Here is a 20777-nt window from a genome sequence, read left to right on the forward strand (position 1 = left end):
CCGTCTCTGCGGCCTCTCTACGCCGAGAGGCTCGGACCGGTGTCGACCAGCCGCTCGCGCAGCCGCGCGAGGATGCGGTTGAGCAGCCGGGAGACCTGCATCTGAGTGACGCCGATGTCCGCGCCGATCTCGGCCTGGGTGGCGCCGCCGAAGAAGCGCATCTCCAGGATGCGACGCTCGCGCGGCGTCAGCCCGCGGAGCACCGCGGTCAGCGTCACCCGCGCCTCCGCGGAGTCGAAGGCCGGGTCGAGGTCGCCGAGCCGGTCGCCCAGCGCGGCCTCGCCCTCGGGCACCGGGGCGTCGAGCGAGGCGGGGGCGAAGCAGCCGTTCGCGCCCAGCGCATCGAGGACGTGCTCGAGGTCCACGTCGAGGCACCGGGCCAGGTCGGTGGGGCGCGGCGAGCGGCCGAGCTCCTGGGTGAGCTCGCCCTCCGCGGCCAGGATCCGCGTCTGGAGCTCCTGGATCGAGCGGGGCGGGCGCAGCGACCAGCCGTGGTCGCGGAAGTGACGACGCAGCTCGCCCCGGATGGTGGGGACGGCGAAGGACAGGAAGTCGTGCCCGCGGTCGGGGTCGAAGCCCTGGACGGCCTTCACGAGCCCGAGGAAGGCGACCTGCTCGAGGTCGTCGGTCGCGATCCCGCGACCGCGGTAGCGGCGGGCGCAGTCGGAGGCGACGCCCATGTTGAGCTGGACGATCTCGTCCTGGAGGGCGTGCCGGGCCGCTGGGTCAGCAGCACCGGACTCGGCGAAGAGCCGAGCGGTGGCGGTGCGTCGGTCGTCCATCCCCCCCTCCTCACGCTGTGGTCGGGGTCGGGCGCTTGCCCTTCACCTCAGCCCATCGTGGCGGCGATGTCTAGACCATCGGCTCACCCCTGCGGGGGACAGCGGGCCGAGTCACCGGCCGACGGCACGCTCCAGCTCGGCCTTGGTCATCGTCGAGCGACCCTTGATGTTCTTGCGCTTCGCCTCCTGGTACAGCTGGTCGCGCGTGCGACCGCCCGCGCCGGAGTGCGACCGGAGGCCGCCGCGGCGCGACGAGGAGATGTCCTCGGTCGAGGTGCGGCTGGCCTGCTTCGCCTCCCCGCTGCGCGCCCGCTCCTTGTTGACGGTCCGGGCCGCGATCTCCTCGGCCTCGTCCTCGCTGCGGCCGCGCTCCTCCAGCCCCTCCTTGATGTGCTCGTACTGGCGCTCGCGCTTCTTGCTCCACTGTTGCTGCGGCATGGCCGTCCGGTACCCGGTGCCACGCGGCCGCATGTCAGAGCGTGCGCGCCAGGAGCCCCTGCAGCACGGTGAAGTGGCGCTCGGTGCCGTCCTCGTCGTACGCCGACGTGTCCGCCATCGTGTACCCGTGCGCGGCGCCCGCGTAGACCTCGTTGAGGTAGGGCCGGCCGGTGGCCCCCAGGACCTCCTCGAGGGCGGCGACCTGCTCCAGCGGCATCGAGGCGTCCTGGTCGGCATGACCGAAGGCGTACTCCGCCGTCGACGCCGCGATCGCGAGGTGCGGACTGTCCGGCGCGTCGGTCACGAGCCGACCGCCGTGGAAGCCGCCGCACGCGGCAACGGTCCCGGGGTGCTCGCCCGCGGTCCGGACGGCCAGGCGCGCGCCCATGCAGTAGCCGGCGACCCCGATCGGCCCCTCCCCGGCATGCGCGGTGAGCGCCGCCACCCAGGCGGCGGCGTCCGGGCCGGACAGGTCGGGCGTCAGCGCGCCCACCCGCTCCATCACCCCGGAGGCGAAGAACCGCTCGCGCTCACCCGGGTCCCGCAGGTCGGCGGCCGGCGCGAGGTCGGCCGCCGAGCCGTCGCGGTAGAAGACGTTCGGCGCCAGCACGACGTAGCCCCACGACGCGATCCGGTCGGCCATCTCCTCGATCCGCGGGCGCAGCCCGATCGCGTCGATATAGAACAGCACGCCGGGCCGGCCGGCCTCACCGGTCAGGTACGCCTCGGCGACGCCACCCGGCGCCCGGACCTCGATCGTCTCGCCCATGCTCCGTGGATATCAGGTGGAGGCCGCGCCCGCGGCAGCCACGAGATCAGTCGCGCGCACCGGCGGGCACTCCCGGGGCGTCGCCGGGCGGAAGCGGCGTCCGGCGGCGCACCTGGACCAGGAGCACGGACGACAGGACGAGCGCGCCGCCGGCCGCCTGCACCGGGCTGAGGCGCTCGCCGAGGACCACGGCTGCGAGGGCGACCGTCGCGACCGGCTCGAAGGTGGACAGGATCGAGGCGGTGGACGGGCCGGTCCGGCGCAGCCCGGCGAAGAACGCGGTCGACGCCACGACGGTCGACACCAGGGCGATGCAGCCGATCCACAGCCAGCCCGCCGGCCGGATGTCCACGTTCAGCCCGCCGGTGAGCAGTGCGTGGACGACGAGCGTGACCGCGGCGCCGGACATCACCAGGGCGGTCAGGGTCAGCGGCGGTACCTGCTGCACGGTGCTGTCACCGACGAGGATGTAGCCGGTGTAGGTGACCGCCGCGGCGAAGGCCAGGGCGACGCCGGCGGCACCGAAGGTGAGCGCGCCGGCGCCGACCAGCACCAGCGCCGTACCGCAGGTCGCGGCGGCGAGCGCCGCCACACGCGACGGCGTGAGCCGGTCGCGGCCGAGCAGCACCGCCGCGACCGTGACCATGACCGGGAAGGTGTAGAGCACCAGCGCCACGAGGGCCGCGTCGATCCGCTCGAGCGCCGCGAAGTAGAAGCTGGCCTGGGCGGCGTAGCCGACGATGCCCAGACCGAGGGCGGTCAGGGCGAGCCGGCGCCGCTCGCCCGCCGACCGGGCCGGCAGCGCCGGGCGACCGGTCCGGGCCGCGACCGCCACCGCGCCGCCGAGCACCAGCGCTGCGATCACGAAGCGAAGCAGGACCAGCGTCGTAGGCGGGACGCCCTCCTCGTAGGCGAGCTTCCCGAAGACGGCCATGGCGCCGAAGCAGGTCGCCGACAGGAGCACGAGGAGAGGACCCATGGCACCAGCGTGCCGCGAGGGGCTCCTCGCCCGCGGTGACCAACACGCGTCGGCGCCACCCCGCTGACGGCTACGGCGACGCGAGCGCTCCCAGCCCTTCGGGAGCCGGCGGTAGCACTCGCGCCTCCGAACGCACGGGGTCGTCGTCGGTCGCTGGGTCGAGCTGGTCCCCAGGACACCGACGTGGGCCGCTGTCGCGGGTCGTCCGCCTCTCGGCTGGCTCGTTGCCGTTGCCGTTGCCGTTTGCGTTGCCGATTCATCACGGTAGGCATGCGGATCCGCACTCCCCGTGGTGGGTATGTCGAGGGGAGTGACAGCTCACCTGCCTACCGTGATGAATCGGTGCCAGGCCACTGCCCGCCTCGACCTCGACGAGGGCAGCTCCCTCCGAGACGCTCGGCCGCGTGGGCTGGACGAGCACGAAGGGCAGTGCTCGAGCGTCGGCCGAGCATGACGACCCGCGGCCCGAGTCGACGAGCAGCAGACATGCATCGAGGACCGGGCGGCCCTCAGAGCTGGCTCTGCACGCCCGCGAGGAGCTGACGCGCGATCACGATCCGCTGGACCTGGTTGGTGCCCTCGTAGATCTGGGTGATCTTGGCGTCGCGCATCATCCGCTCGACCGGGTAGTCGCGGGTGTAGCCGTAGCCGCCCAGCACCTGCACGGCGTTGGTCGTGACCTCCATGGCGACGTCGGAGGCGAAGCACTTCGCCGCGGCACCGAAGAAGGTGAGGTCGCTGTCGCCGCGCTCGGACTTGCCCGCGGCGGCGTAGGTCATCTGGCGGGCGGCCTCGACCTTCATGCCCATGTCGGCGAGGAGGAACTGGAGGCCCTGGAAGTCGCTGATCGGCTTGCCGAACTGCTTGCGCTCCTGGGCGTAGCCGAGCGCGTAGTCCAGCGCGCCCTGGGCGATGCCGACCGCCTGGGCGGCGATGGTCACGCGGGTGTGGTCGAGGGTCTTCATCGCGGTCTCGAAGCCGGTGCCCTCGGCGCCGATCATCCGCTCGGCCGGGATGCGCACGTTGTCGAGGTAGACCTCGCGGGTCGGCGAGCCCTTGATGCCGAGCTTCTTCTCCGGCGCGCCGAAGGACACGCCCTCGTCGGCCTTCTCGACCACGAAGGCGGAGATGCCGCGGCTGCGCTTGTCGGGGTCGGTGACCGCCATGACCGTGTAGTAGTCGCTGACGCCGGCGTTGGTGATCCAGCGCTTCACGCCGTTGAGGACGAAGTGGTCGCCGTCGCGTACGGCGCGCGTCTTCATGCCCGCGGCATCGGAGCCGGCGTCCGGCTCGGAGAGGCAATAGGAGAAGCCGCCCTCGCCGGCGGCGAGCTTGCCGAGGTAGTGGCTCTTGAGCTCCTCGGAGCCGGAGATCTGCACCGGCAGCGACCCCAGCTTGTTCACGGCCGGGATCAGGCTGCTGGACGCGCAGGCCCGCGCGACCTCCTCGATCACGATCACGGTCGCGAGCGCGTCGGCCCCGGCACCGCCGTACTGCTCGGGCACGTGGGGCGCGTGGAAGTCCGCCGCGAGGAGGGCGTCGGCCGCCTCCTGGGGGTAGCGGGCGTTCTCGTCGACGTCGGCGGCGTACGGGGCGACCTTGGCGTCGCAGACGGCGCGCACGGCCTCGCGCACGGCCTGGTGCTCCTCGGAGAGGGCGAACATCGGGAACTCGGAGCTCATGTGCGGGGACCTTCTCGATCGGGATCGGTACTGCGTACCATATCTGCAGGACTCAATCCCGTCACCGTAAGGTCCCCCCATGGTCGCCTCCACTCGCCGCCGCCTCGTCGACAGCGCGATGGCGCTCTTCGCCGAGCAGGGCTTCGAGGCGACGAGCGTCGAGGACGTCGCGGCCCACGCCGGCGTCGGCCGCACGACGTTCTTCCGCCACTTCCCCACCAAGGAGGACGTGGTCTTCCCCGACCACGACGCCCTGCTCGACCGGGTCGACGCGCGGCTGGCGACCGGCACGGCGGCCACGGCGCGGACCGCGCTGGAGGAGGCCAGCCGGATCGTGCTCGCCCACTACCTCGACGAAGGCGAGACCGCCCGGCAGCGCTACCGGCTGACCCGGTCGGTGACGCAGCTGCGCCACCGCGAGCTGGCCAGCGTGCACCGCTACGTGCGGCTGTTCAGCGGCCACGTGCGGGCCTGGCTGGGCGACCGCGAGGACGCCGCCCTGCGCTCGGAGCTGACAGCGGCCGCGGTGATCACTGCCCACAACCACGTGCTGCGCGGCTGGCTGCGCGGGGAGCTCGACGACCCCCGGGCGAGCCTGACCTCCGCGCTCGACCAGGCGCTCGCGCCGTTCTCGGGGACGCCGGCCGACATCGACGAGGTCCTCGCCGAGGTACGCCGCGCGCTCGAGCGCCGCTAGGCCGTGGTCCCGGACGCCGAACGCCCGGCCGGGGCAGAACCCGGCCGGGCGTTCGAGGTGCGAGGTCAGGTCACTTCGTGACAGTGACCGTGGTCTTGGCGGAGCTGGTCCTGATGTTCTCGTTGCCGATGTAGGTGACGGTGATCTTGTGCTTGCCGACCGCGAGCTTCTTGCCGAGGTTCAGCTTGGCGAGACCGTTCTTCACCTTGGCGGTCCCGAGGGTCTTCTTGCCCGCCTTGGCGACGACCTCGCCCATGCCGACACCGCCGGTGCCGTTGCAGAAGACCGCGTTCAGCTTGACGGCCTTGCCCTGCTTCGCGGTGACCTTGGCCGGCACGGAGATGTTCGACTCCTGCTGGACCATGTCGATGCTGCCGAAGGACTTCGACTCCTGGCCCTCGGCCAGCGCGCAGTCGAGGGTGGCGAACTCGTTCGCACCCCGCATGGCCGTCAACTGGAAGGCCTCCGGCAGCAGCGCGGAGTAGGGGCCCGGCGACGGCGTGAGGAACGTCTTGTTCTTGGCCGAGGCGTCCCAGTAGGTGCCGTTCTCATCGGTCTTGAGCGAGCCCGCCAGCGGCACGGGCACGCCCGTCTCGCCCAGCGACGCCGCCCAGTTCTTCGCCTTGGCGCCGGTCACGCCGGTCCCGGACACAGAACGCGGAATGTCGATCGAATCCCTGGGTTGGGGCCCGCGAACTACCGTGGGGGCATGGCTGACTGGCAGGACCCGAACTGGGTCCGGACGATGCTCGACGACGCCGAGACCTGGGCCGTCGTGGGCCTCTCCGGCGATCCGTCGCGGACGGCGTACTCGATCGCCGCCCTGCTCCAGCGCCGCGGCAAGCGCATCGTTCCGGTCCACCCCGACGCCCCGACGGTGCTCGGCGAACAGGGCTACGCGACCCTCGCGGACATCCCGTTCCCGGTCGACGTCGTCGATGTGTTCCGTCGCTCCGAGTCGGCCGGCGAGTTCGCCGACCAGGCCGTCGCGATCGGCGCGAAGGGCGTGTGGTTCCAGCTCGGGGTCATTGACGAGGACGCCTTCCAGCGGACCGTCGACGCCGGCGTGCCGATGGTGATGGACACCTGTCCCGCCCTCGAGTGGCGCCGGCGGGGGTGAGCGTGCGGGTCCCGCCGGGGCCCGGACTCCCTGAGGGCCTGGCGATCCCCGACGGCGAGCTCGTGGAGCGGTTCACCCGCTCGCCCGGGCCCGGTGGGCAGTCGGTGAACACCACCGACAGCCGGGTCGAGCTCGAGTACGACGTCGCCGCCTCGGCCGCGCTCAGCGACACCCAGCGGGCCCGGATCCTCTCCCGGCTCCCAGGACCGGTGATTCGCGTGGTCGCGACCGAGCACCGGTCCCAGCACCGCAACCGCGTCGCGGCCCGTGAGCGGCTGACCGAGCAGCTCCGCGCCGCGCTCGCGCCGCCGCCTCCGCCGCGGCGGGCGACCAAGCCGACCAAGGGCTCCCAGCGACGGCGCCTGGAGGCCAAGCGGGCGCGCGGGGAGACCAAGGCGCTGCGCGGTCGGGTCAGGGACGCCTGACCTGCCGCAGCGAGCAGCGCCGCGCGACCGGGGTGCGCTGCGGGCGCGGCCGCAGACGTCGGGGACGCCGCGGGCGGCGTACCGCGCGCGTGCGCTCCGGGCAGGACCTCACCCGCCGAGCCTCGCCAGCTCCTCCTCGACCACGGAGGGGTCGAGCTTGCGGAAGATCGGGGTCGGCTTGGCGACCGGAGTGCCTGGGACGATCGGCCGGCGCTCCCAGGCTGGGAAGCCGGAGTACTCGCCGGTGATGATCGGGTACGGCGCACCGCCGTCGAGGTCCTCGGCCTCCTCGATCCGCGGCATCGGGGCCACGTCCCCGGCGCCGCCGAGCGCCCGGTCGACCTCGTTCGCCGCGAACGGCAGGAACGGGCTGAGGACCAGGTTGAGGTCGGCGACGCACTGCGCGACGACGTGCAGCACCGTGCCGAGCCGCTCCGGGTCGTCCTTGATCTTCCACGGCTCGGTGTCGGAGACGTACTTGTTCACCTCAGCCACGGCGCGCATCGCCTCGCCGATCGCCTGCTTCTGGCGGTGCCGGGCGATCAGGTCGCCGACGGTGCCGAACGCCGCCTCGACGCCGGCGAGCAGCGCCTCGTCCTCGACGGTCAGCTCGCCGGCCTTCGGGAGCTCGCCGAAGTTCTTGGCGATCAGGTTGGCCGTGCGGTTGACCAGGTTCCCCCAGCCCGCGACCAGCTCGTCGTTGGTGCGGCGCACGAACTCCGACCAGGTGAAGTCGGAGTCCTGGCTCTCCGGGCCGGCCGCCGCGACGAAGTAGCGGAACGCGTCCGGCTGGTAGCGGCTGAGCAGGTCGCGCACGTAGATCACGACCCGCTTGGAGGACGAGAACTTGCGGCCCTCCATCGTCAGGAACTCGCTGCTCACCACCTCGGTCGGGAGATTCAGCTCGCCGTACTGCCGCGGCGTGCCGCCCTTCGCTCCCTTGCCTCCGTAGGCCAGCAGCTCGGCCGGCCAGATCTGGCTGTGGAAGGTGATGTTGTCCTTGCCCATGAAGTAGTAGGACAGCGCCTCGGGGTCGTTCCACCAGTCGCGCCAGCGGTCCGGGTCGCCGAGCCGGCGGGCCCACTCGATCGACGCCGAGAGGTAGCCGATGACGGCGTCGAACCAGACGTAGAGCTTCTTGGTCGGGTTCTCGCGCCAGCCGTCGAGCGGGACCGCGATGCCCCAGTCGATGTCGCGCGTCATGGCCCGCGGCCGGATCTCCTTGAGGATGTTCTGGCTGAAGCGGATCACGTTGGGCCGCCACGTGCCCGACGCCTCGCGCTCGTCCAGCCACTCGCCCAGGGCGTCGGCCAACGCCGGCAGGTCGAGGAAGAAGTGCTGTGTCTCGATGAACTCCGGCGTCTCGCCGTTGATCTTCGAGCGCGGCTCGATCAGGTCGTGCGGGTCCAGCTGGTTGCCGCAGTTGTCGCACTGGTCGCCCCGCGCGCCGTCGTACCCGCAGATCGGGCAGGTGCCCTCGATGTAGCGGTCGGGCAGCGTGCGGCCGGTGGACGGCGAGATGGCGCCGTACGTCGTCTGCTCGACGAAGTAGCCGTTCTCGTACACGCCGAGGAACAGCTCCTGCACGACCGCGTGGTGGTTGCGGGTCGTCGTGCGCGTGTAGAGGTCGTAGGTCAGCCCCAGGCTGGCCAGGTCCTCCGCGATGATGCGGTGGTTCTGGTCGGCCAGCTCCTGCGGGGTCATCCCGGCCTCGTCGGCGGCGATGAGGATCGGGGTGCCGTGCTCGTCGGAGCCCGACACCATGAGCACGTCGTGACCGGCCATCCGCATGTACCGACTGAAGACGTCGGAGGGCACGCCGAACCCGGCCACGTGGCCGATGTGGCGCGGGCCGTTGGCGTACGGCCAGGCGACTGCGGACAGGACTCTGCTCATGGGCCAATCCTAGAGATCGGTGGCCACCCGGTTCTCGGCGGCCGGCCGCGGGGCCGGCAGCCCGAGGCGTACGACGAAGACGCTGCCCGAGCCCGGCTCGCTCGCGATGGTGATCGTCCCTCCCATCAGCTCGACGAGCTCGCGGCAGATGGCCAGGCCCAGGCCGCTCCCGCCGAACCGTCGCGTCGCGGAGCCGTCGACCTGCCGGAACGACTCGAAGACCACCTGCTGGTCCTCCGGCCGCAGTCCGATGCCCGTGTCCGACACGACGAACTGGACCATGTCCGTGCCGTCCGGCACCACGTCGAGACGCACCTCGTCCACCATGCTTCGGAGGTCGAAGGCCACGGGCCGCAGCTGGGCCTTCCCCGCCTCGATCCGCGAGAAGTCGAGGATGCTCTCGACCAGCGACTGCAGCTGCTCCCCCGACCGGTGCATCTTCGCCAGGAGCCGACGCTGGGTCCCGTCGAGGGCCGTGTCCTCGGAGGAGCTCGCCCGCGGCGAGCACCGTCGTGAGCGGGGTACGGATCTCGTGGCTGATGTTGGCGAGGAACATCGATTTGGCCTCGGACGCCGCCAGAGCGGCGTCCCGCGCCTCCTCGAGAGCGGAGAGCGCGCGCTGCTCCGAGCGGATCAGCCGCCCGGTCCGCACGAACGCCAGGGCGATGACGACCGTCATGCCGACGAGCAGCTGGACCGGCCGGTCGGGCTTGCCTCGCAGATCGCCCATCAGCTCGAGGAGCGGTGGCACCAACAGGGGGCACACCGCGATCAGCATCTGAGGCACCCAGCCGAGAGTGCGCCCCGGCGGCAGGGACCGCTGCACCGCGCCCGAACTCCACGCGGCCCGAGCCATCAGGACGGGCGCCACCATCCAGCCTGCGTCCATCAGCACGCCGGCCGTCTCGTGCTCCGGCCACAGGACATTCGCGATGTTGACAGCCAGCCAGAGACAGCCCCCCACGGCGAACCAGACGTCGACCGCAGCGCGGGTGGCGGGGCTGAGCAGCACCCGAGCGGCGAGGGCGAGCAGCACCGCGTCCAGGATCGGGTACGCCGCCCGGACGCCACGGACGAGGGGAGGCAGCCCGGTGTCGGAGACGATGGGGTCGACCGACACCCGCCAGGCGATGAGCACGCTGACCGCGACGATCGTGACCGCGTCCAGGACGAACCCGGAGTCGCCCCGCCCCCCCCGGGTCGACTCCGAACCAGCACGACCCCGAGTGCTCCGACGAGGAAGGCGTAGCTCGCGAACCACGCCGGGTCGGCGAGCGAGACGTCGGTGTCGGCGCCGGCGCGGTCGAGGACCGTCCAGAGCAGGCTACCGAGGCAACTGGACGTGATGCCGGCCGCGATGAGCGCAGGCACCAGTCGGTGCCCCGGCCGCGCGTGGCGGACCCCGAGCCAGGCCACGATGCTGGCTCCGGCGAGCACGCCGAGGAAGGTGATGTCGGCGACGGCCGCGCTCTCGGTGACGACGTGCACCAGGACCGAGAGCGTGACAACCAGGACGATCGTCCCAGCAGCCACTCGTGCCCCAGCGCCCACGGAGCCGGACAGTACGCGTCGCCAACCGGGCAGCGAGTCACGCCACACCGGACGACGCCATCAATGCCGGTCGCGAGCGCCTGAGGTCAGACCGTGCGACCCGAGAACGCCGCGAGCCGCTCGTACGGCCCCGCGTCCGCAGGTACAGGCCGCTCGGGTGCGAAGGCGACACTCCGGTTCTCGTCGGTCAGGTTCGCCCGCATGATCGCGAGGCCGACCTCCTCGGCGAGGCGGCGGCACCGCCTCCGCCTCCCAGTCCACGTCCTCGCCGCGCATCAGCTTGAGGAAGTGACCAGGCGCGGCCACCAGGTGGTCGATGAGCTCGCCGAGGTTCCAGTCACCGCAAGGCGTGCTCACGCCCAGCCGGTCGGCGCGCACGTGGTCGAGCACGTCTCCGGCCTGATCGACCGCACGGGAGAGGACGTTGACCTCGGTGGCCATACAGCCACCGTAGGTCGGGGCGTCAGCTGAAGTCGAGGTCCTCGGTGCGGCTGCGCTTGAGCTCGTAGAAGTGGTCGAACTTCGAGAGCGTCACGAACGCGTCCCACATCCGGCCGGCGTCCTCGCCGCGGGGCGCCTTGCTGATGACGGGGCCGAAGAACGCCCGGCCGTCGAAGGCGATCGTGGGCGTGCCGACCTCGTTGCCGACCTGGTCCATCCCGCGCTTGTGGGAGGCCGCGATCGCCTCGTCGTAGGAGGAGTCGTCCATCGCGTCCGCGAGCGACGCGTCCAGTCCGGCCTCCTCGAGGGCCGCCTCGATCATCGCGCGGTCCTTGTCCTGCTTCTCGAGGTGGATGCGGGTGCCCATCGCGGTGTAGAGCGGGAGCAGCACGTCCTTGCCGTACTTCTGCTCCGCGGCCATCAGCACGCGCACCGGCTGCCACGCGGTGGCGAGGAAGGAGCGGTACTCCTCCGAGATGTCCTTGTCCTGGTTGAGGTACGCGAGGCTCATGATGTGCCAGGTGACCTCGATGTCGCGCACCTTCTCGACCTCGAGGATCCACCGCGAGGTGATCCAGGCGAAGGGGCAGGCGGGGTCGAACCAGAAGTCGGCGTTGTCCTTGCTCATACCGGGCACAACGATCCGGACCGCGGTCCCCATTCCCTCGGCGCGGGGGCTCAGGTGAGCAGCGTGAGCAGCAGGCCGGCGGCGCCGCAGACGCCGAGGGTGCGCAGCGTCGACCAGCGCAGCCCGAAGACCAGCACCGTGCCGAGGGCGCCGAGCACGGCCGGCTCCCATTGGAACGAGGACCACGTCGGGACCAGCAGCCCCAGGTGCTCCCAGCCGACACGGTGGGCTTGCGCGAACAGCGTGTGCACGACGAAGTAGAGCGCGAGGTTGGCGATCACGCCGACGACGGCGGCCGTGACCCCGCTGAGCGCGGCCGTGAGCGGCTCGTTGCCGCGGAGCCGCTCGACGTAGGGCGCGCCGAGGAAGATGAAGAGGAAGCCCGGCACGAACGTCACCCAGACGACCAGCAGCGAGGCGAGCACCGCCGCCGCCCACGGGTCGAGCGCGCCGGGGTCGCGGAACGCGCCGAGGAACGCCACGAACTGCACGACCATGATCAGGGGGCCCGGCGTGGTCTCGGCGAGCGCGAGCCCGCGGACCATCTCCTGCGCCGTGAGCCAGTGGTACTGCTCGACGGCCGCCTGCGCGACGTAGGCCAGCACGGCGTAGGCGCCACCGAAGGTCACCAGGGCGAGACCGCCGAAGAACAGGCCCTGGTCGGCCAGCACGGTGCGCTCCCCGCCGGCGAGCGTGAAGGCCAGCGCGACCGGCGCGACCCACAGGACCAGCCCGACGACCAGCACCACGAGGTTCCGGCGCGCCGAGCGCGGCGCGCGGTGCAGTGCGTCGTCGGGGATGAGCGGTGGGGTCTCGTCCGGGGCGAGCGGCTTCTCCGGCACCCGCACCAGCTCGGGACGCCGGCGACCGAGGAGCCAGCCGGCCACGCCGGCCAGCATGACCACGAGCGGGAACGGCACGGCCAGCACGGCGAGCGCGAGGAACGCCCCGCCGGCCAGCCCGAGCAGCACCCGGTTACGGATCGCGCGGCTGCCGACGCGCAGCACCGCCTGCACCACGATCGGCAGCACCGCGGCAGCCAGCCCGAGGAGCAGTCCGGTGACGACGGCCGAGTCGCCATGGGCGACGTACACCCACGAGAGCGCGAGGATCGTGACGAACCCCGGGATGACGAACAGGACGCCGGCGATGACGCCCCCCAGCCAGCCGTTGAGCAGCCAGCCGCTGTAGATCGCGAGCTGCTGGGCCTCCGGGCCGGGCAGCAGCATGCAGTAGCTCATCGCGTGCAGGAACCGCCGCTCACCGATCCAGCGCCGCTCCTCGACCAGCTCGCGGTGCATGACGGCGATCTGGCCGGCCGGGCCGCCGAAGGTCTGCCACGAGATGAGGAACCACGCCCGGAATGCCTGGCGCAGTGGGATGACGTGGCGGGCGGCGGTCACGCGCTCATCATGGCGTGTCGCCCCTTTTTCCGGGGGCGGGCGCGGGTGGCAGGATGCGTCGCATGCCTGGAACCAACCTCACCCGGGACGAGGCCGCCACCCGCGCCGCTCTCCTGGACGTCACGTCGTACTCCATCGACCTGGACCTCACGACCGGCGACACGACCTTCGGATCGACCACGACGATCCGCTTCGCCTGCACCGAGCCCGGCGCCGAGACCTTCGCGGACCTCGTCGACGCGACGGTCCACGAGATCACGCTGAACGGGACGTCGATCGACCCGTCGACGGCGTACGCCGACAGCCGGATCGCCCTGACCGGCCTGGCCGCCGAGAACGAGCTGGTCGTGCGGGCGGACTGCACCTACTCGCGCACCGGCGAGGGCCTGCACCGCTTCGTCGACCCCGCGGACGACCGCGTCTACACCTACTCGCAGTTCGAGGTGCCGGACGCCCGCCGCGTCTACACGACGTTCGAGCAGCCCGACCTCAAGGCGCCGTTCACGTTCACCGTGACCGCGCCCGAGGGCTGGAAGGTCGTCTCGAACTCGCCGTCCCCGGAGCCCGAGGCCGCCGGCGAGGGCAAGGCCGTGTGGCGGTTCGCCCCGACCGAGCCGCTGTCGACCTACGTCACCGCGATCGTCGCGGGTGAGTACCACGAGGTGCAGCACGTCTTCCACGGCGAGCACGGCGACATCCCGCTCGGCCACTACTGCCGGCAGTCGCTCGTCGAGCACCTCGACGTCGAGGAGCTGGTGAAGCTCACCGAGCAGGGCTTCGCCTTCTTCGAGAAGGTCTTCGACTACCCCTACCCCTTCGGCAAGTACGACCAGCTCTACGTGCCGGAGTACAACATGGGCGCGATGGAGAACGCCGGCTGCGTGACGCTGCGCGACGAGTACCTCCCGCGCAGCCGCCAGGACCGCTCGTTCTACGAGTTCCGCGCCGAGGTGATCCTCCACGAGATGGCGCACATGTGGTTCGGCGATCTCGTGACGATGAAGTGGTGGGACGACCTCTGGCTGAACGAGTCGTTCGCCGAGTGGGCCTGCTACCACGCCGCGGTCGAGGCCACGGAGTTCACCGAGGCGTGGGTCGGCTTCACCAACGCGCGCAAGAACTGGGCCTACCGGCAGGACCAGCTGCCCAGCACCCACCCGATCGCGGCCGACAACGTCGACCTGCGCGCGGTCGAGGTGAACTTCGACGGCATCACCTACGCCAAGGGCGCCTCGGTGCTCAAGCAGCTCGTCGCCTGGGTGGGCCTGGAGAACTTCCTCGAGGGGGTGCGCGCCTACTTCAAGGAGCACGAGTTCGGGAACACCGAGTTCTCGGACCTGCTCCGGGCGCTGGAGACCTCCTCCGGCCGCGACCTCGAGTCGTGGGCGCAGGAGTGGCTGCAGACCTCGGGCGTGAACACCCTCGCCCCCGAGTTCGAGCTCGACGCCGAGGGCCGCTACGCCTCGTTCGCGGTGCGTCAGACCGCGCACCCGGACTACCCGACGCTGCGCCGGCACCGGCTCGGCATCGGCCTCTACGACGAGGTCGACGGCCGGCTCGTGCGGCGTACCTCCCTGGAGACCGACGTCGTCGGCGAGCGGACCGAGGTCGCCGACCTGGTCGGCCAGGAGCAGCCCGCGCTGCTGCTGCTCAACGACGGTGACCTCGCCTACGCCAAGATCCGCCTCGACGAGCGCTCGCTCGCGACGGTCGTCGGCGGCCTCGCGACGCTCGACGACGCCCTCGCCCGCGCCCTGTGCTGGGGCGCGGCGTGGGACATGACCCGCGACGCCGAGATGAGCGCGACCGACTTCGTCCACCTCGTCCTGAGCGGCATCGGCAGCGAGACCGACGCGTTCGGCGTGGCCCGGATCCCCGGGTACGCCGCCGCCGCCGCGACGCTCTACGCCGCGCCGGAGAACCGGGCCGCGCTGCGCGAGACCTGGGAGCAGGGGCTGCGCAAGCTGCTCGAGAACGCCGAGCCCGGCAGCGACCACCAGCTGTCCTTCGCCCGCGCCTATGCCGCCGCCGCACACAGCGAGAGCGCCATCGCGGACCTCGAGGGCCTGCTCGACGGCTCGGTGACCTTCCACGGGCTCGCGGTGGACACCGACCTGCGGTGGACGCTGCTCAACGGGCTGGCCCGCAACGGCCGCGCCGACGAGGCCCGGATCGCCGAGGAGCTCGGGCGGGACAACACGATCTCCGGCCAGGAGCACGCCGCCGCCGCGCGGGCGATGCGCCCGACCGCCGAGGCCAAGGCCGAGGCGTGGGAGATCGCGATGGTGCGCGACGACGTCCCGAACGAGACCCAGCGCAGCGTCGTGCTGGCCTTCCAGCAGTTCGGCCAGGACGAGGTGCTGGCGCCGTACGTCGAGAAGTACCTCGCCGCCGCCGACACCCTCTGGGAGGAGAAGGGCACCCAGCGCGCCTCGACCGCGCTGGAGTACATCTTCCCCAAGCCGCTGGCCAGCCAGGAGCTCCTCGACCGGGTCGACGCCTGGCTCGGGTCCTCCCCGGCCAACCCGGCCGCCAAGCGGTACGTCCGCGAGGGCCGGGCCGACGTCGCCCGGGCGCTGGCCGCCCAGGCACGCGACGCCGAGGGCTGACGCACCGACGCCGAGTCGGCGCTGTCTCAGCTGAGACAGCGCCGACTCGGCGTCTCAGGACTGTTCGGCGTGCAGGGTCAGCGGAGCGGTGGCGTGGTCGGCCAGCTCCTGGATGCCGCGGCGCAGGCCGCCGACGAGGTCGCCGGCGGCGAACATGCTCTGCATGTTCAGCGCGACCAGCTCGACCTCGCGGTCGGTGATGTTGCGGCGCACCTCCCCGCCGGTGACGATCTCGAGCACCCGTACAGCGGGGTCGAGCAGGATCAGGACGCTGCGCGGCGGGGCGACCAGCCGGTTGTGCAGCTGGGTCGCGAAGGCGCGCGGCTCGCCGTCGACGCGACCGACGAAGACGCTGAACTCGAAGCGGGAGACGAGCTCGGCCTGCCGGATCGCCTCATCGATCCGGACCCGCTCGCGGCTGTTGAACTCACCAACGGCCACTTGCGCCGCCCGCCTTCGACTCCTCCGAGTCCGGCGCCGGCAGCTCCCGGGTGCCGGAGCGCGGGCCGCCGAACCACTGGTCGGCGGTCGCCCGGCCGCCCGGGGTGAACCGCTCGCCCTTCGCGACGCCCGGGACCACGACGAGCAGTGTGATCACTACGAACAGCGCCAGGGGGATGACGACCAGCACCAGCACGGCGTGCCAGGGGTCGACCGGGTCCGGGTTGCTCCAGAACTCAGGGACGGCCGCACCGGCCGGTGCGCCGCCGGCCACGACGAGGCCTCCCGCGAGGAGGACGACGGAGATACGGCGAACGAGGTGCGCGAGCTTCGTGGTCACGGGTCGATCGTATCGAGGATCGTGTCCCGTCTCACCGTCGGGAGGGTCGAGAGTCCTGGTCCCGTGCGGTAGACATGGGGGCCATGCTCGGCTTCGACGACAAGACGTGTGACGACGGACATGACATCTGCGAGTGGACGTTCCAGATGACGTCGAACCAGACGGCGGCCAACGTCGCCGACGTGCTCATCGGCAAGCCGCTCGCGATCGTCGGCCTGCTGCTCCTCATGTGGGTCATCCGGTGGCTCCTCCACCGGCTCGTGGACCGGCTGGTCTCCCGCGCCGAGGACGGCGTCCTCCCGGACCGGATGAGCCGCTTCGGCGTCCGTGGGAAGGCCGCCCAGCAGGCGTCCGCGCGCGACCTGGCCACCCATACCCGTCGGGTGCAGCGCGCCAAGACCATGGGCGACCTGCTCAAGAGCGTGATCACCGGCCTGCTCATCGCGGTCTTCGGCACGATGATCCTGAGCGAGCTCGGGGTGAACATCGCGCCGATCATCGCGAGCGCCGGCATCATCGGCATCGCGCTCGGCTTCGGCGCCCAGTCCTTGGTGAAGGACTTCCTCTCCGGCATCTTCATGATCTTCGAGGACCAGTACGGCGTCGGCGACGTCGTCGACGTCGGCGAGGCCAGCGGCACCGTCGAGGCGGTCAGCCTGCGGGTCACCCGCCTGCGCGACCTCAACGGCACGGTCTGGTACGTCCCCAACGGCGAGATCCTCCGCGTCGGCAACATGAGCCAGAACTGGGCGCGGGCGGTCGTCGACGTGAACGTCGGCTACCACGAGGACCTGGTGCGGGTGCAGCGCGTGCTACGCGACGTCGCCCACGACCTGTGGGAGGACGACGACTTCAAGGACCTCATCATCGAGGAGCCGGAGGTCACCGGCGTCGAGGTGTTCGGCCCCGACGCGATCACGCTGCGCGTCCTGCTCAAGACCGCGCCGATGGAGCAGTGGGCCGTCGCCCGGGCGCTGCGCCAGCGGCTCAAGGCCCGCTTCGACCACGAGGGCATCGAGATCCCGCTCCCCCAGCGGGTGGTGTGGCATCGCGAGGAGCAGCAGACGGGCCCCACCCCCGAGGGGGAGGAGCCCGTCCGCGGCTGAGCGTGGCGTGCCGGCGACCTGGCCGGTCAGGCGAGCGACGCCTCCAGCGTGATCGTCGTGCCGGTGAGCGCCTGGCTGACCGGGCAGCCCTCCTTGGCGGCCTGGGCGGCCGCGACGAAGTCGTCGTTGCTGATGCCCTCGACCGTGCCCTTGACGGTGAGCTTGATGCCGGTGATGCCGGTGCCCGGCGTGAACTCGACCGCCGCACTGGTCTCGAGCGAGGTCGGCGGGGTGCCGGCCTTGGCCAGACCGTTGGACAGTGCCATCGAGAAGCAGGAGGAGTGCGCGGCCGCGATCAGCTCCTCGGGGCTGGTCTTGCCGTTCGCCTCCTCCGCGCGCGAGGGCCAGGACACGTCGAAGGTGCCGACGCCGGACGACTCCAGCGTCACCTTGCCGGCGCCCTCGAACAGGCTGCCCTCCCAGTGCGTCGTCGCGTTGCGGATCGTCGCCATGTGCTGATCACTCCTCGGGGTAGGAAGACTCGTCGTCGCGAGTCTTGCACGCCGGTGTCCGGACGCCACCGGGCGCTCGGCACAATGGGACGGTGACGACGTTCTACGAGGAGATCGGCGGCTTCGAGACCTTCCGGCGGATCGTCGCGAAGTTCTACGAGGGCGTCGCCGAGGACCCGGTGCTCCGGCCGATGTACCCCGAGGAGGACCTCGGGCCGGCCGAGGAGCGCTTCCTGCACTTCCTGGTGCAGTACTGGGGCGGGCCCACGACGTACTCCGAGAGCCGGGGTCACCCGCGGCTGCGGATGCGGCACGCTCCGTTCGCGGTGTCGCCGGAGGCCAAGGAGCACTGGCTGATGCACTTCCGGGCCGGTCTCGACGAGGTCGCGCTGACACCGGAGCAGGACGCCCAGTTCTGGGACTACGTCACCCACGCGGCGCAGTTCATGGTGAACACCTTCGAGTAGGACCCGCATGACTCCGGTCCTCACGGGGAAAAGATTTCCGGCTCTTGTGACTGATCCGTGGGTCATCGGCGGCCGGGGAGCGTTGGGCGCTGGCCGGCGAGGTTAAGCATGGCCAGGGCGATGAGTGCGTCGGGTGAGCGGAAACCGAAGGCCATGCGGGTGATGAGCCGGATCTTGGTGTTGACCGACTCGATGAGGCCGTTGGACAAGCCATGCTCGATGGCGGCGAGGATCGCTGGCTTGTGTTCGACGATGGTGCGCTGGAGCTTCACGAACCGTTCGATGCGGCACCGTCGCGCCCATCCGATCCAGGCGTCCAGGGCATCGGTAGCTTCGTCGACCGGGAGTTGGAACACCAGCCGCAGGCCTTCTTTGAGCAGGTAGGCGCGGTGCAGTCGGGGTTCGGCCTTCGCGATCCAGGCCAGCTTCGCCTGTTGTCGGGCGGTGAGGTTCTCAGGGTTCTTCCACAACGCGAACCTCGAGTCCTTCAACGCCTTCGCGTGACCGGAGGAGTTGTTCTCCTTGCCCGCTGCTCGCCGGGCTCGCAGGGTCCGGGCGTCGGCGCGTGCCTCGTTCCAGACCTGGCGGCGGACCTCGTCGAGGGCCTCGCCTGCCCACTTCACGACGTGGAAGGGATCGGCGCATCGGACCGCGTTGGGACAGCGCTCAGCGACCACGGCGGCGATCCAGCCGGCCCCGTCGGCTGAGACATGGGTGATCAGCTTGCTGCGCTCCTCGCCCAAGGCGTCGAAGAACGTGCTCAGCGTGGCCTTGTCCTTCCCCACACCGGCCCACACCAGTCGTCCGGAGTCATGGTCGACCACGATGGTCAGGTACTTGTGGCTGCGCTTGTAGGAGATCTCATCGATCCCGATCCGCCGCAGACCGGCGAAGAAGTCCAACCCGGCTGCGGTGTCGTCCCAGACGCGGGTGATGATCGCGCCGACGGTGCGCCAGGCGATCCGCATCAGCTCGGTGATCGCGGACTTCGAGCACTGTGTCGCCAGCCAAGCGACCTGCTGGTCGAACACCAGCGTGTGCCCAGCGCTATGGCGGGCCCAGGGCACCTGACGGACGGTAGGCCCGTGGGTCGGACAGTCCACCCGCGGCGCGTCGGCCTCGAGGAACACCTCCATGACCCCAAGATCGAGGCTCCGCCAACGCCTGCGTCCCTCACCGCGGTCGTACCACGGTGACCGGGTCCCACATTGTCCGCACCGCCCGCGACCGGCTCGCTGAGGGCGGACGTGGACGATGACGAACTCGACGTCCTCGTCGTACTCGACATCCTCGATCACGGTCTTCTCGACGCCCAACAGGGCACGCCATAGGCTGGCGTTTCGCACGCCGTTCTCCGCTCTGCAGTTCCTGAGTCTCGACAACCCAGAAACCTAGAGCGGGAGCGGCGTGTGGCCGTTCAGGCGCGAGCAACCACCCACGGAAGCGTCACAAGAGCCAGATTTCCGATGGACGTGTAACGGCATCCCCCGCTCGTGACAGGTAGGTGACGAACCCGGGGGATTCCTGTCGCTGCAGTCCCGGGTTCACGGTCGGCGGTCCCGACCACGACCGTCCCCGTATGCGGTCGTCGCGGCCACGGCGCTCGCGCTCGGCATCTCCGCGGCCTCCGTGCGGGTCGCCCACCACCGCGGGATGCGGCGGCTGGCGGCTCAGCTGGAGAGCAGCGTCCGCAGCCCGGCCACGTAGGGCTCGGGCGGCTCCATCGAGCGCTGACCGCGCCGGTCGAAGAACACGATCGCCACCCGCGCCCGCGCGAGGACCGTGTCGCCGTCGCAGATCTGCGACTCGACGGTCGCCGACCGGGTGCCGACGCGGGACACCCAGGACCAGGCGTCGTACGCCTCGGGCCGGAACAGGATCGGGCGCCGATAGTCGACGTCGGTCTGCGCGACGACGATCGAGATCGGCTCGAGGCCCTCCCAGATCCGAGCGGTCATCGCGATCCGGGACTCCTGGAGGTACTCGAAGTACTTGACGTTGTTGACGTGCCCGTAGACGTCGACGTCGGAGAAGCGGACCTGCACGGGGAAGTGCGTGACCTCCGCGGGGCGCGTGCGCGCCATCGGCATCCGGGGCGCGGACTCGTCCGGCTCGAGGAACGCGGCCAGGGTCTCCCGCTCGACGTCGGTCAGCCGTCGCGGGCTCTCGCTGGCGAAGACGTACGGCGTCAGCACGGTCTTGGCCCGGGCATAGACGTGCCGGGCGCCGTCGCGCTCGTGGAAGAGCTCGTAGGCGATCGTGAACGTCGCGGCGCGGATCTCGGTGACCCAGGACTCGATGGTCACCGGCTCGAAGCCGAAGTTCAGCGGCGCCAGGTAGCTGACCTCGTGCCGGGCCACGACGACGCCCTCGGCGAGGTCGCCGGTGCGCGCCGCCGGCCCGTGCGTGCGGAGCATGTCGACGCGGGCCTCTTGGAGGTAGTCCACGTAGACGACGTTGTTGACGTGCCCGAGGAGGTCGAGGTCGGCCCAGCGCATCGGGCAGCGGTAGGTGTGCCGCACGCCCCCGATGCTGCCAGACCGGCGATCAG

At 71.2% G+C, this 20777-nt stretch carries 22 protein-coding genes and 2 pseudogenes; 6 read left to right on the top strand and 18 right to left on the bottom strand.

Features of this window, described 5'->3' with window-relative positions:
• Positions 1–17 precede the first annotated feature (17 nt).
• From ACYQ0U_RS11345 to ACYQ0U_RS11365, 5 genes are all read right to left on the bottom strand, one after another.
• Complete coding sequence (locus ACYQ0U_RS11345; protein WP_459972823.1) at positions 18–782, bottom strand: SigB/SigF/SigG family RNA polymerase sigma factor; 765 nt, start codon at positions 780–782, stop codon at positions 18–20.
• Between the two features lie 111 nt (positions 783–893).
• Entirely contained in the window at positions 894–1220 is a 327-nt protein-coding gene (locus ACYQ0U_RS11350) for a plasmid stabilization protein (RefSeq protein ID WP_459972825.1), read from the bottom strand.
• Between the two features lie 34 nt (positions 1221–1254).
• On the bottom strand, positions 1255–1989 hold the full coding sequence (locus ACYQ0U_RS11355; RefSeq protein WP_459972827.1) for a dienelactone hydrolase family protein: 735 nt from the start codon (positions 1987–1989) through the stop codon (positions 1255–1257).
• A gap of 46 nt (positions 1990–2035) precedes the next feature.
• Positions 2036–2968, bottom strand: a complete 933-nt coding sequence (locus tag ACYQ0U_RS11360) for a DMT family transporter (RefSeq protein WP_459972829.1) — start codon at positions 2966–2968, stop codon at positions 2036–2038.
• 509 nt (positions 2969–3477) lie between these two features.
• The gene (locus tag ACYQ0U_RS11365) at positions 3478–4650 is read right to left on the bottom strand and encodes an acyl-CoA dehydrogenase family protein (protein ID WP_459972833.1); all 1173 of its coding nucleotides are present in this window, start codon (positions 4648–4650) and stop codon (positions 3478–3480) included.
• Positions 4651–4729: 79 nt separating this feature from the next.
• Here ACYQ0U_RS11365 and ACYQ0U_RS11370 point away from each other — a divergent pair, with 79 nt between their 5' ends.
• Positions 4730–5347 carry a TetR/AcrR family transcriptional regulator gene (locus ACYQ0U_RS11370; protein WP_459972836.1) on the top strand — a complete coding sequence of 206 codons (618 nt, stop codon included), beginning with the start codon at positions 4730–4732 and terminating at the stop codon, positions 5345–5347.
• Between the two features lie 70 nt (positions 5348–5417).
• Here ACYQ0U_RS11370 and ACYQ0U_RS11375 read toward each other — a convergent pair whose 3' ends face one another.
• Entirely contained in the window at positions 5418–5999 is a 582-nt protein-coding gene (locus ACYQ0U_RS11375; RefSeq protein ID WP_459972838.1) for an Ig-like domain-containing protein, read from the bottom strand.
• Positions 6000–6056: 57 nt separating this feature from the next.
• Here ACYQ0U_RS11375 and ACYQ0U_RS11380 point away from each other — a divergent pair, with 57 nt between their 5' ends.
• Positions 6057–6467 (top strand): CoA-binding protein, encoded by a 411-nt coding sequence (locus ACYQ0U_RS11380; protein ID WP_459972840.1) that lies wholly within the window; start codon positions 6057–6059, stop codon positions 6465–6467.
• 2 nt (positions 6468–6469) lie between these two features.
• Positions 6470–6892, top strand: coding sequence for an alternative ribosome rescue aminoacyl-tRNA hydrolase ArfB (gene arfB, locus ACYQ0U_RS11385; RefSeq protein ID WP_459972842.1), 423 nt, complete (start codon positions 6470–6472; stop codon positions 6890–6892).
• Between the two features lie 108 nt (positions 6893–7000).
• Here the strand turns inward: arfB and metG are convergent, their stop codons facing one another.
• The 7 genes and pseudogenes from metG to chrA all read right to left on the bottom strand — a co-directional run bounded on the left by metG (position 7001) and on the right by chrA (position 12811).
• Positions 7001–8788, bottom strand: coding sequence for a methionine--tRNA ligase (metG, locus tag ACYQ0U_RS11390; protein WP_459972847.1), 1788 nt, complete (start codon positions 8786–8788; stop codon positions 7001–7003).
• A 9-nt stretch (positions 8789–8797) separates the two neighbouring features.
• The gene (locus tag ACYQ0U_RS11395) at positions 8798–9136 is read right to left on the bottom strand and encodes an ATP-binding protein (RefSeq protein ID WP_459973085.1); all 339 of its coding nucleotides are present in this window, start codon (positions 9134–9136) and stop codon (positions 8798–8800) included.
• A 30-nt stretch (positions 9137–9166) separates the two neighbouring features.
• Positions 9167–9250 (bottom strand): annotated as a pseudogene (locus ACYQ0U_RS11400) (hypothetical protein); the annotation flags it as partial.
• 25 nt (positions 9251–9275) lie between these two features.
• Positions 9276–9677, bottom strand: a pseudogene (locus ACYQ0U_RS11405) (histidine kinase dimerization/phospho-acceptor domain-containing protein); the annotation flags it as partial.
• 722 nt (positions 9678–10399) lie between these two features.
• Positions 10400–10780 (bottom strand): maleylpyruvate isomerase N-terminal domain-containing protein, encoded by a 381-nt coding sequence (locus ACYQ0U_RS11410; protein WP_459972849.1) that lies wholly within the window; start codon positions 10778–10780, stop codon positions 10400–10402.
• Between the two features lie 22 nt (positions 10781–10802).
• Positions 10803–11408 carry a mycothiol-dependent nitroreductase Rv2466c family protein gene (locus tag ACYQ0U_RS11415; RefSeq protein ID WP_459972851.1) on the bottom strand — a complete coding sequence of 202 codons (606 nt, stop codon included), beginning with the start codon at positions 11406–11408 and terminating at the stop codon, positions 10803–10805.
• A gap of 50 nt (positions 11409–11458) precedes the next feature.
• Entirely contained in the window at positions 11459–12811 is a 1353-nt protein-coding gene (chrA, locus tag ACYQ0U_RS11420) for a chromate efflux transporter (RefSeq protein WP_459972853.1), read from the bottom strand.
• Positions 12812–12873: 62 nt separating this feature from the next.
• Between chrA and pepN the strand changes: the two genes are divergently transcribed.
• Complete coding sequence (gene pepN / locus ACYQ0U_RS11425; RefSeq protein ID WP_459972855.1) at positions 12874–15420, top strand: aminopeptidase N; 2547 nt, start codon at positions 12874–12876, stop codon at positions 15418–15420.
• Between the two features lie 54 nt (positions 15421–15474).
• Here the strand turns inward: pepN and ACYQ0U_RS11430 are convergent, their stop codons facing one another.
• Entirely contained in the window at positions 15475–15861 is a 387-nt protein-coding gene (locus ACYQ0U_RS11430) for a DUF5130 family protein (RefSeq protein ID WP_459972857.1), read from the bottom strand.
• Positions 15848–16201: a hypothetical protein gene (locus tag ACYQ0U_RS11435; RefSeq protein ID WP_459972859.1), complete on the bottom strand. Its 354-nt coding sequence runs from the start codon at positions 16199–16201 to the stop codon at positions 15848–15850. The genes ACYQ0U_RS11430 and ACYQ0U_RS11435 overlap by 14 nt, the downstream gene beginning before the upstream one ends.
• Before the next feature lie 83 nt (positions 16202–16284).
• Here ACYQ0U_RS11435 and ACYQ0U_RS11440 point away from each other — a divergent pair, with 83 nt between their 5' ends.
• The gene (locus ACYQ0U_RS11440) at positions 16285–17307 is read left to right on the top strand and encodes a mechanosensitive ion channel family protein (protein WP_459972862.1); all 1023 of its coding nucleotides are present in this window, start codon (positions 16285–16287) and stop codon (positions 17305–17307) included.
• A gap of 26 nt (positions 17308–17333) precedes the next feature.
• Here the strand turns inward: ACYQ0U_RS11440 and ACYQ0U_RS11445 are convergent, their stop codons facing one another.
• Positions 17334–17759, bottom strand: a complete 426-nt coding sequence (locus ACYQ0U_RS11445) for an OsmC family peroxiredoxin (protein ID WP_459972864.1) — start codon at positions 17757–17759, stop codon at positions 17334–17336.
• A 92-nt stretch (positions 17760–17851) separates the two neighbouring features.
• On the opposite strand from ACYQ0U_RS11445, the gene ACYQ0U_RS11450 reads away from it, so the two are divergent.
• Positions 17852–18226: a globin gene (locus ACYQ0U_RS11450; RefSeq protein ID WP_459972866.1), complete on the top strand. Its 375-nt coding sequence runs from the start codon at positions 17852–17854 to the stop codon at positions 18224–18226.
• Between the two features lie 62 nt (positions 18227–18288).
• Here ACYQ0U_RS11450 and ACYQ0U_RS11455 read toward each other — a convergent pair whose 3' ends face one another.
• Positions 18289–19572, bottom strand: a complete 1284-nt coding sequence (locus ACYQ0U_RS11455) for an ISL3 family transposase (protein WP_459972869.1) — start codon at positions 19570–19572, stop codon at positions 18289–18291.
• 324 nt (positions 19573–19896) lie between these two features.
• A complete protein-coding gene (locus tag ACYQ0U_RS11460; protein ID WP_459972871.1) occupies positions 19897–20748 on the bottom strand; it encodes an acyl-CoA thioesterase in 852 nt (283 codons plus the stop codon).
• Positions 20749–20777: the final 29 nt, after the last annotated feature.

This window comes from Nocardioides pyridinolyticus, from assembly GCF_054653575.1.

Bases quoted from the DNA above. Each gene is read 5' to 3' on its own strand.
- ACYQ0U_RS11345 (WP_459972823.1), bottom strand. From the start codon at position 782: ATGGACGACCGACGCACCGCCACCGCTCGGCTCTTCGCCGAGTCCGGT.
- ACYQ0U_RS11350 (WP_459972825.1), bottom strand. From the start codon at position 1,220: ATGCCGCAGCAACAGTGGAGCAAGAAGCGCGAGCGCCAGTACGAGCAC.
- ACYQ0U_RS11355 (WP_459972827.1), bottom strand. From the start codon at position 1,989: ATGGGCGAGACGATCGAGGTCCGGGCGCCGGGTGGCGTCGCCGAGGCG.
- ACYQ0U_RS11360 (WP_459972829.1), bottom strand. From the start codon at position 2,968: ATGGGTCCTCTCCTCGTGCTCCTGTCGGCGACCTGCTTCGGCGCCATG.
- ACYQ0U_RS11365 (WP_459972833.1), bottom strand. From the start codon at position 4,650: ATGAGCTCCGAGTTCCCGATGTTCGCCCTCTCCGAGGAGCACCAGGCC.
- ACYQ0U_RS11370 (WP_459972836.1), top strand. From the start codon at position 4,730: ATGGTCGCCTCCACTCGCCGCCGCCTCGTCGACAGCGCGATGGCGCTC.
- ACYQ0U_RS11380 (WP_459972840.1), top strand. From the start codon at position 6,057: ATGGCTGACTGGCAGGACCCGAACTGGGTCCGGACGATGCTCGACGAC.
- metG (WP_459972847.1), bottom strand. From the start codon at position 8,788: ATGAGCAGAGTCCTGTCCGCAGTCGCCTGGCCGTACGCCAACGGCCCG.
- ACYQ0U_RS11410 (WP_459972849.1), bottom strand. From the start codon at position 10,780: ATGGCCACCGAGGTCAACGTCCTCTCCCGTGCGGTCGATCAGGCCGGA.
- ACYQ0U_RS11415 (WP_459972851.1), bottom strand. From the start codon at position 11,408: ATGAGCAAGGACAACGCCGACTTCTGGTTCGACCCCGCCTGCCCCTTC.
- pepN (WP_459972855.1), top strand. From the start codon at position 12,874: ATGCCTGGAACCAACCTCACCCGGGACGAGGCCGCCACCCGCGCCGCT.
- ACYQ0U_RS11440 (WP_459972862.1), top strand. From the start codon at position 16,285: ATGCTCGGCTTCGACGACAAGACGTGTGACGACGGACATGACATCTGC.
- ACYQ0U_RS11445 (WP_459972864.1), bottom strand. From the start codon at position 17,759: ATGGCGACGATCCGCAACGCGACGACGCACTGGGAGGGCAGCCTGTTC.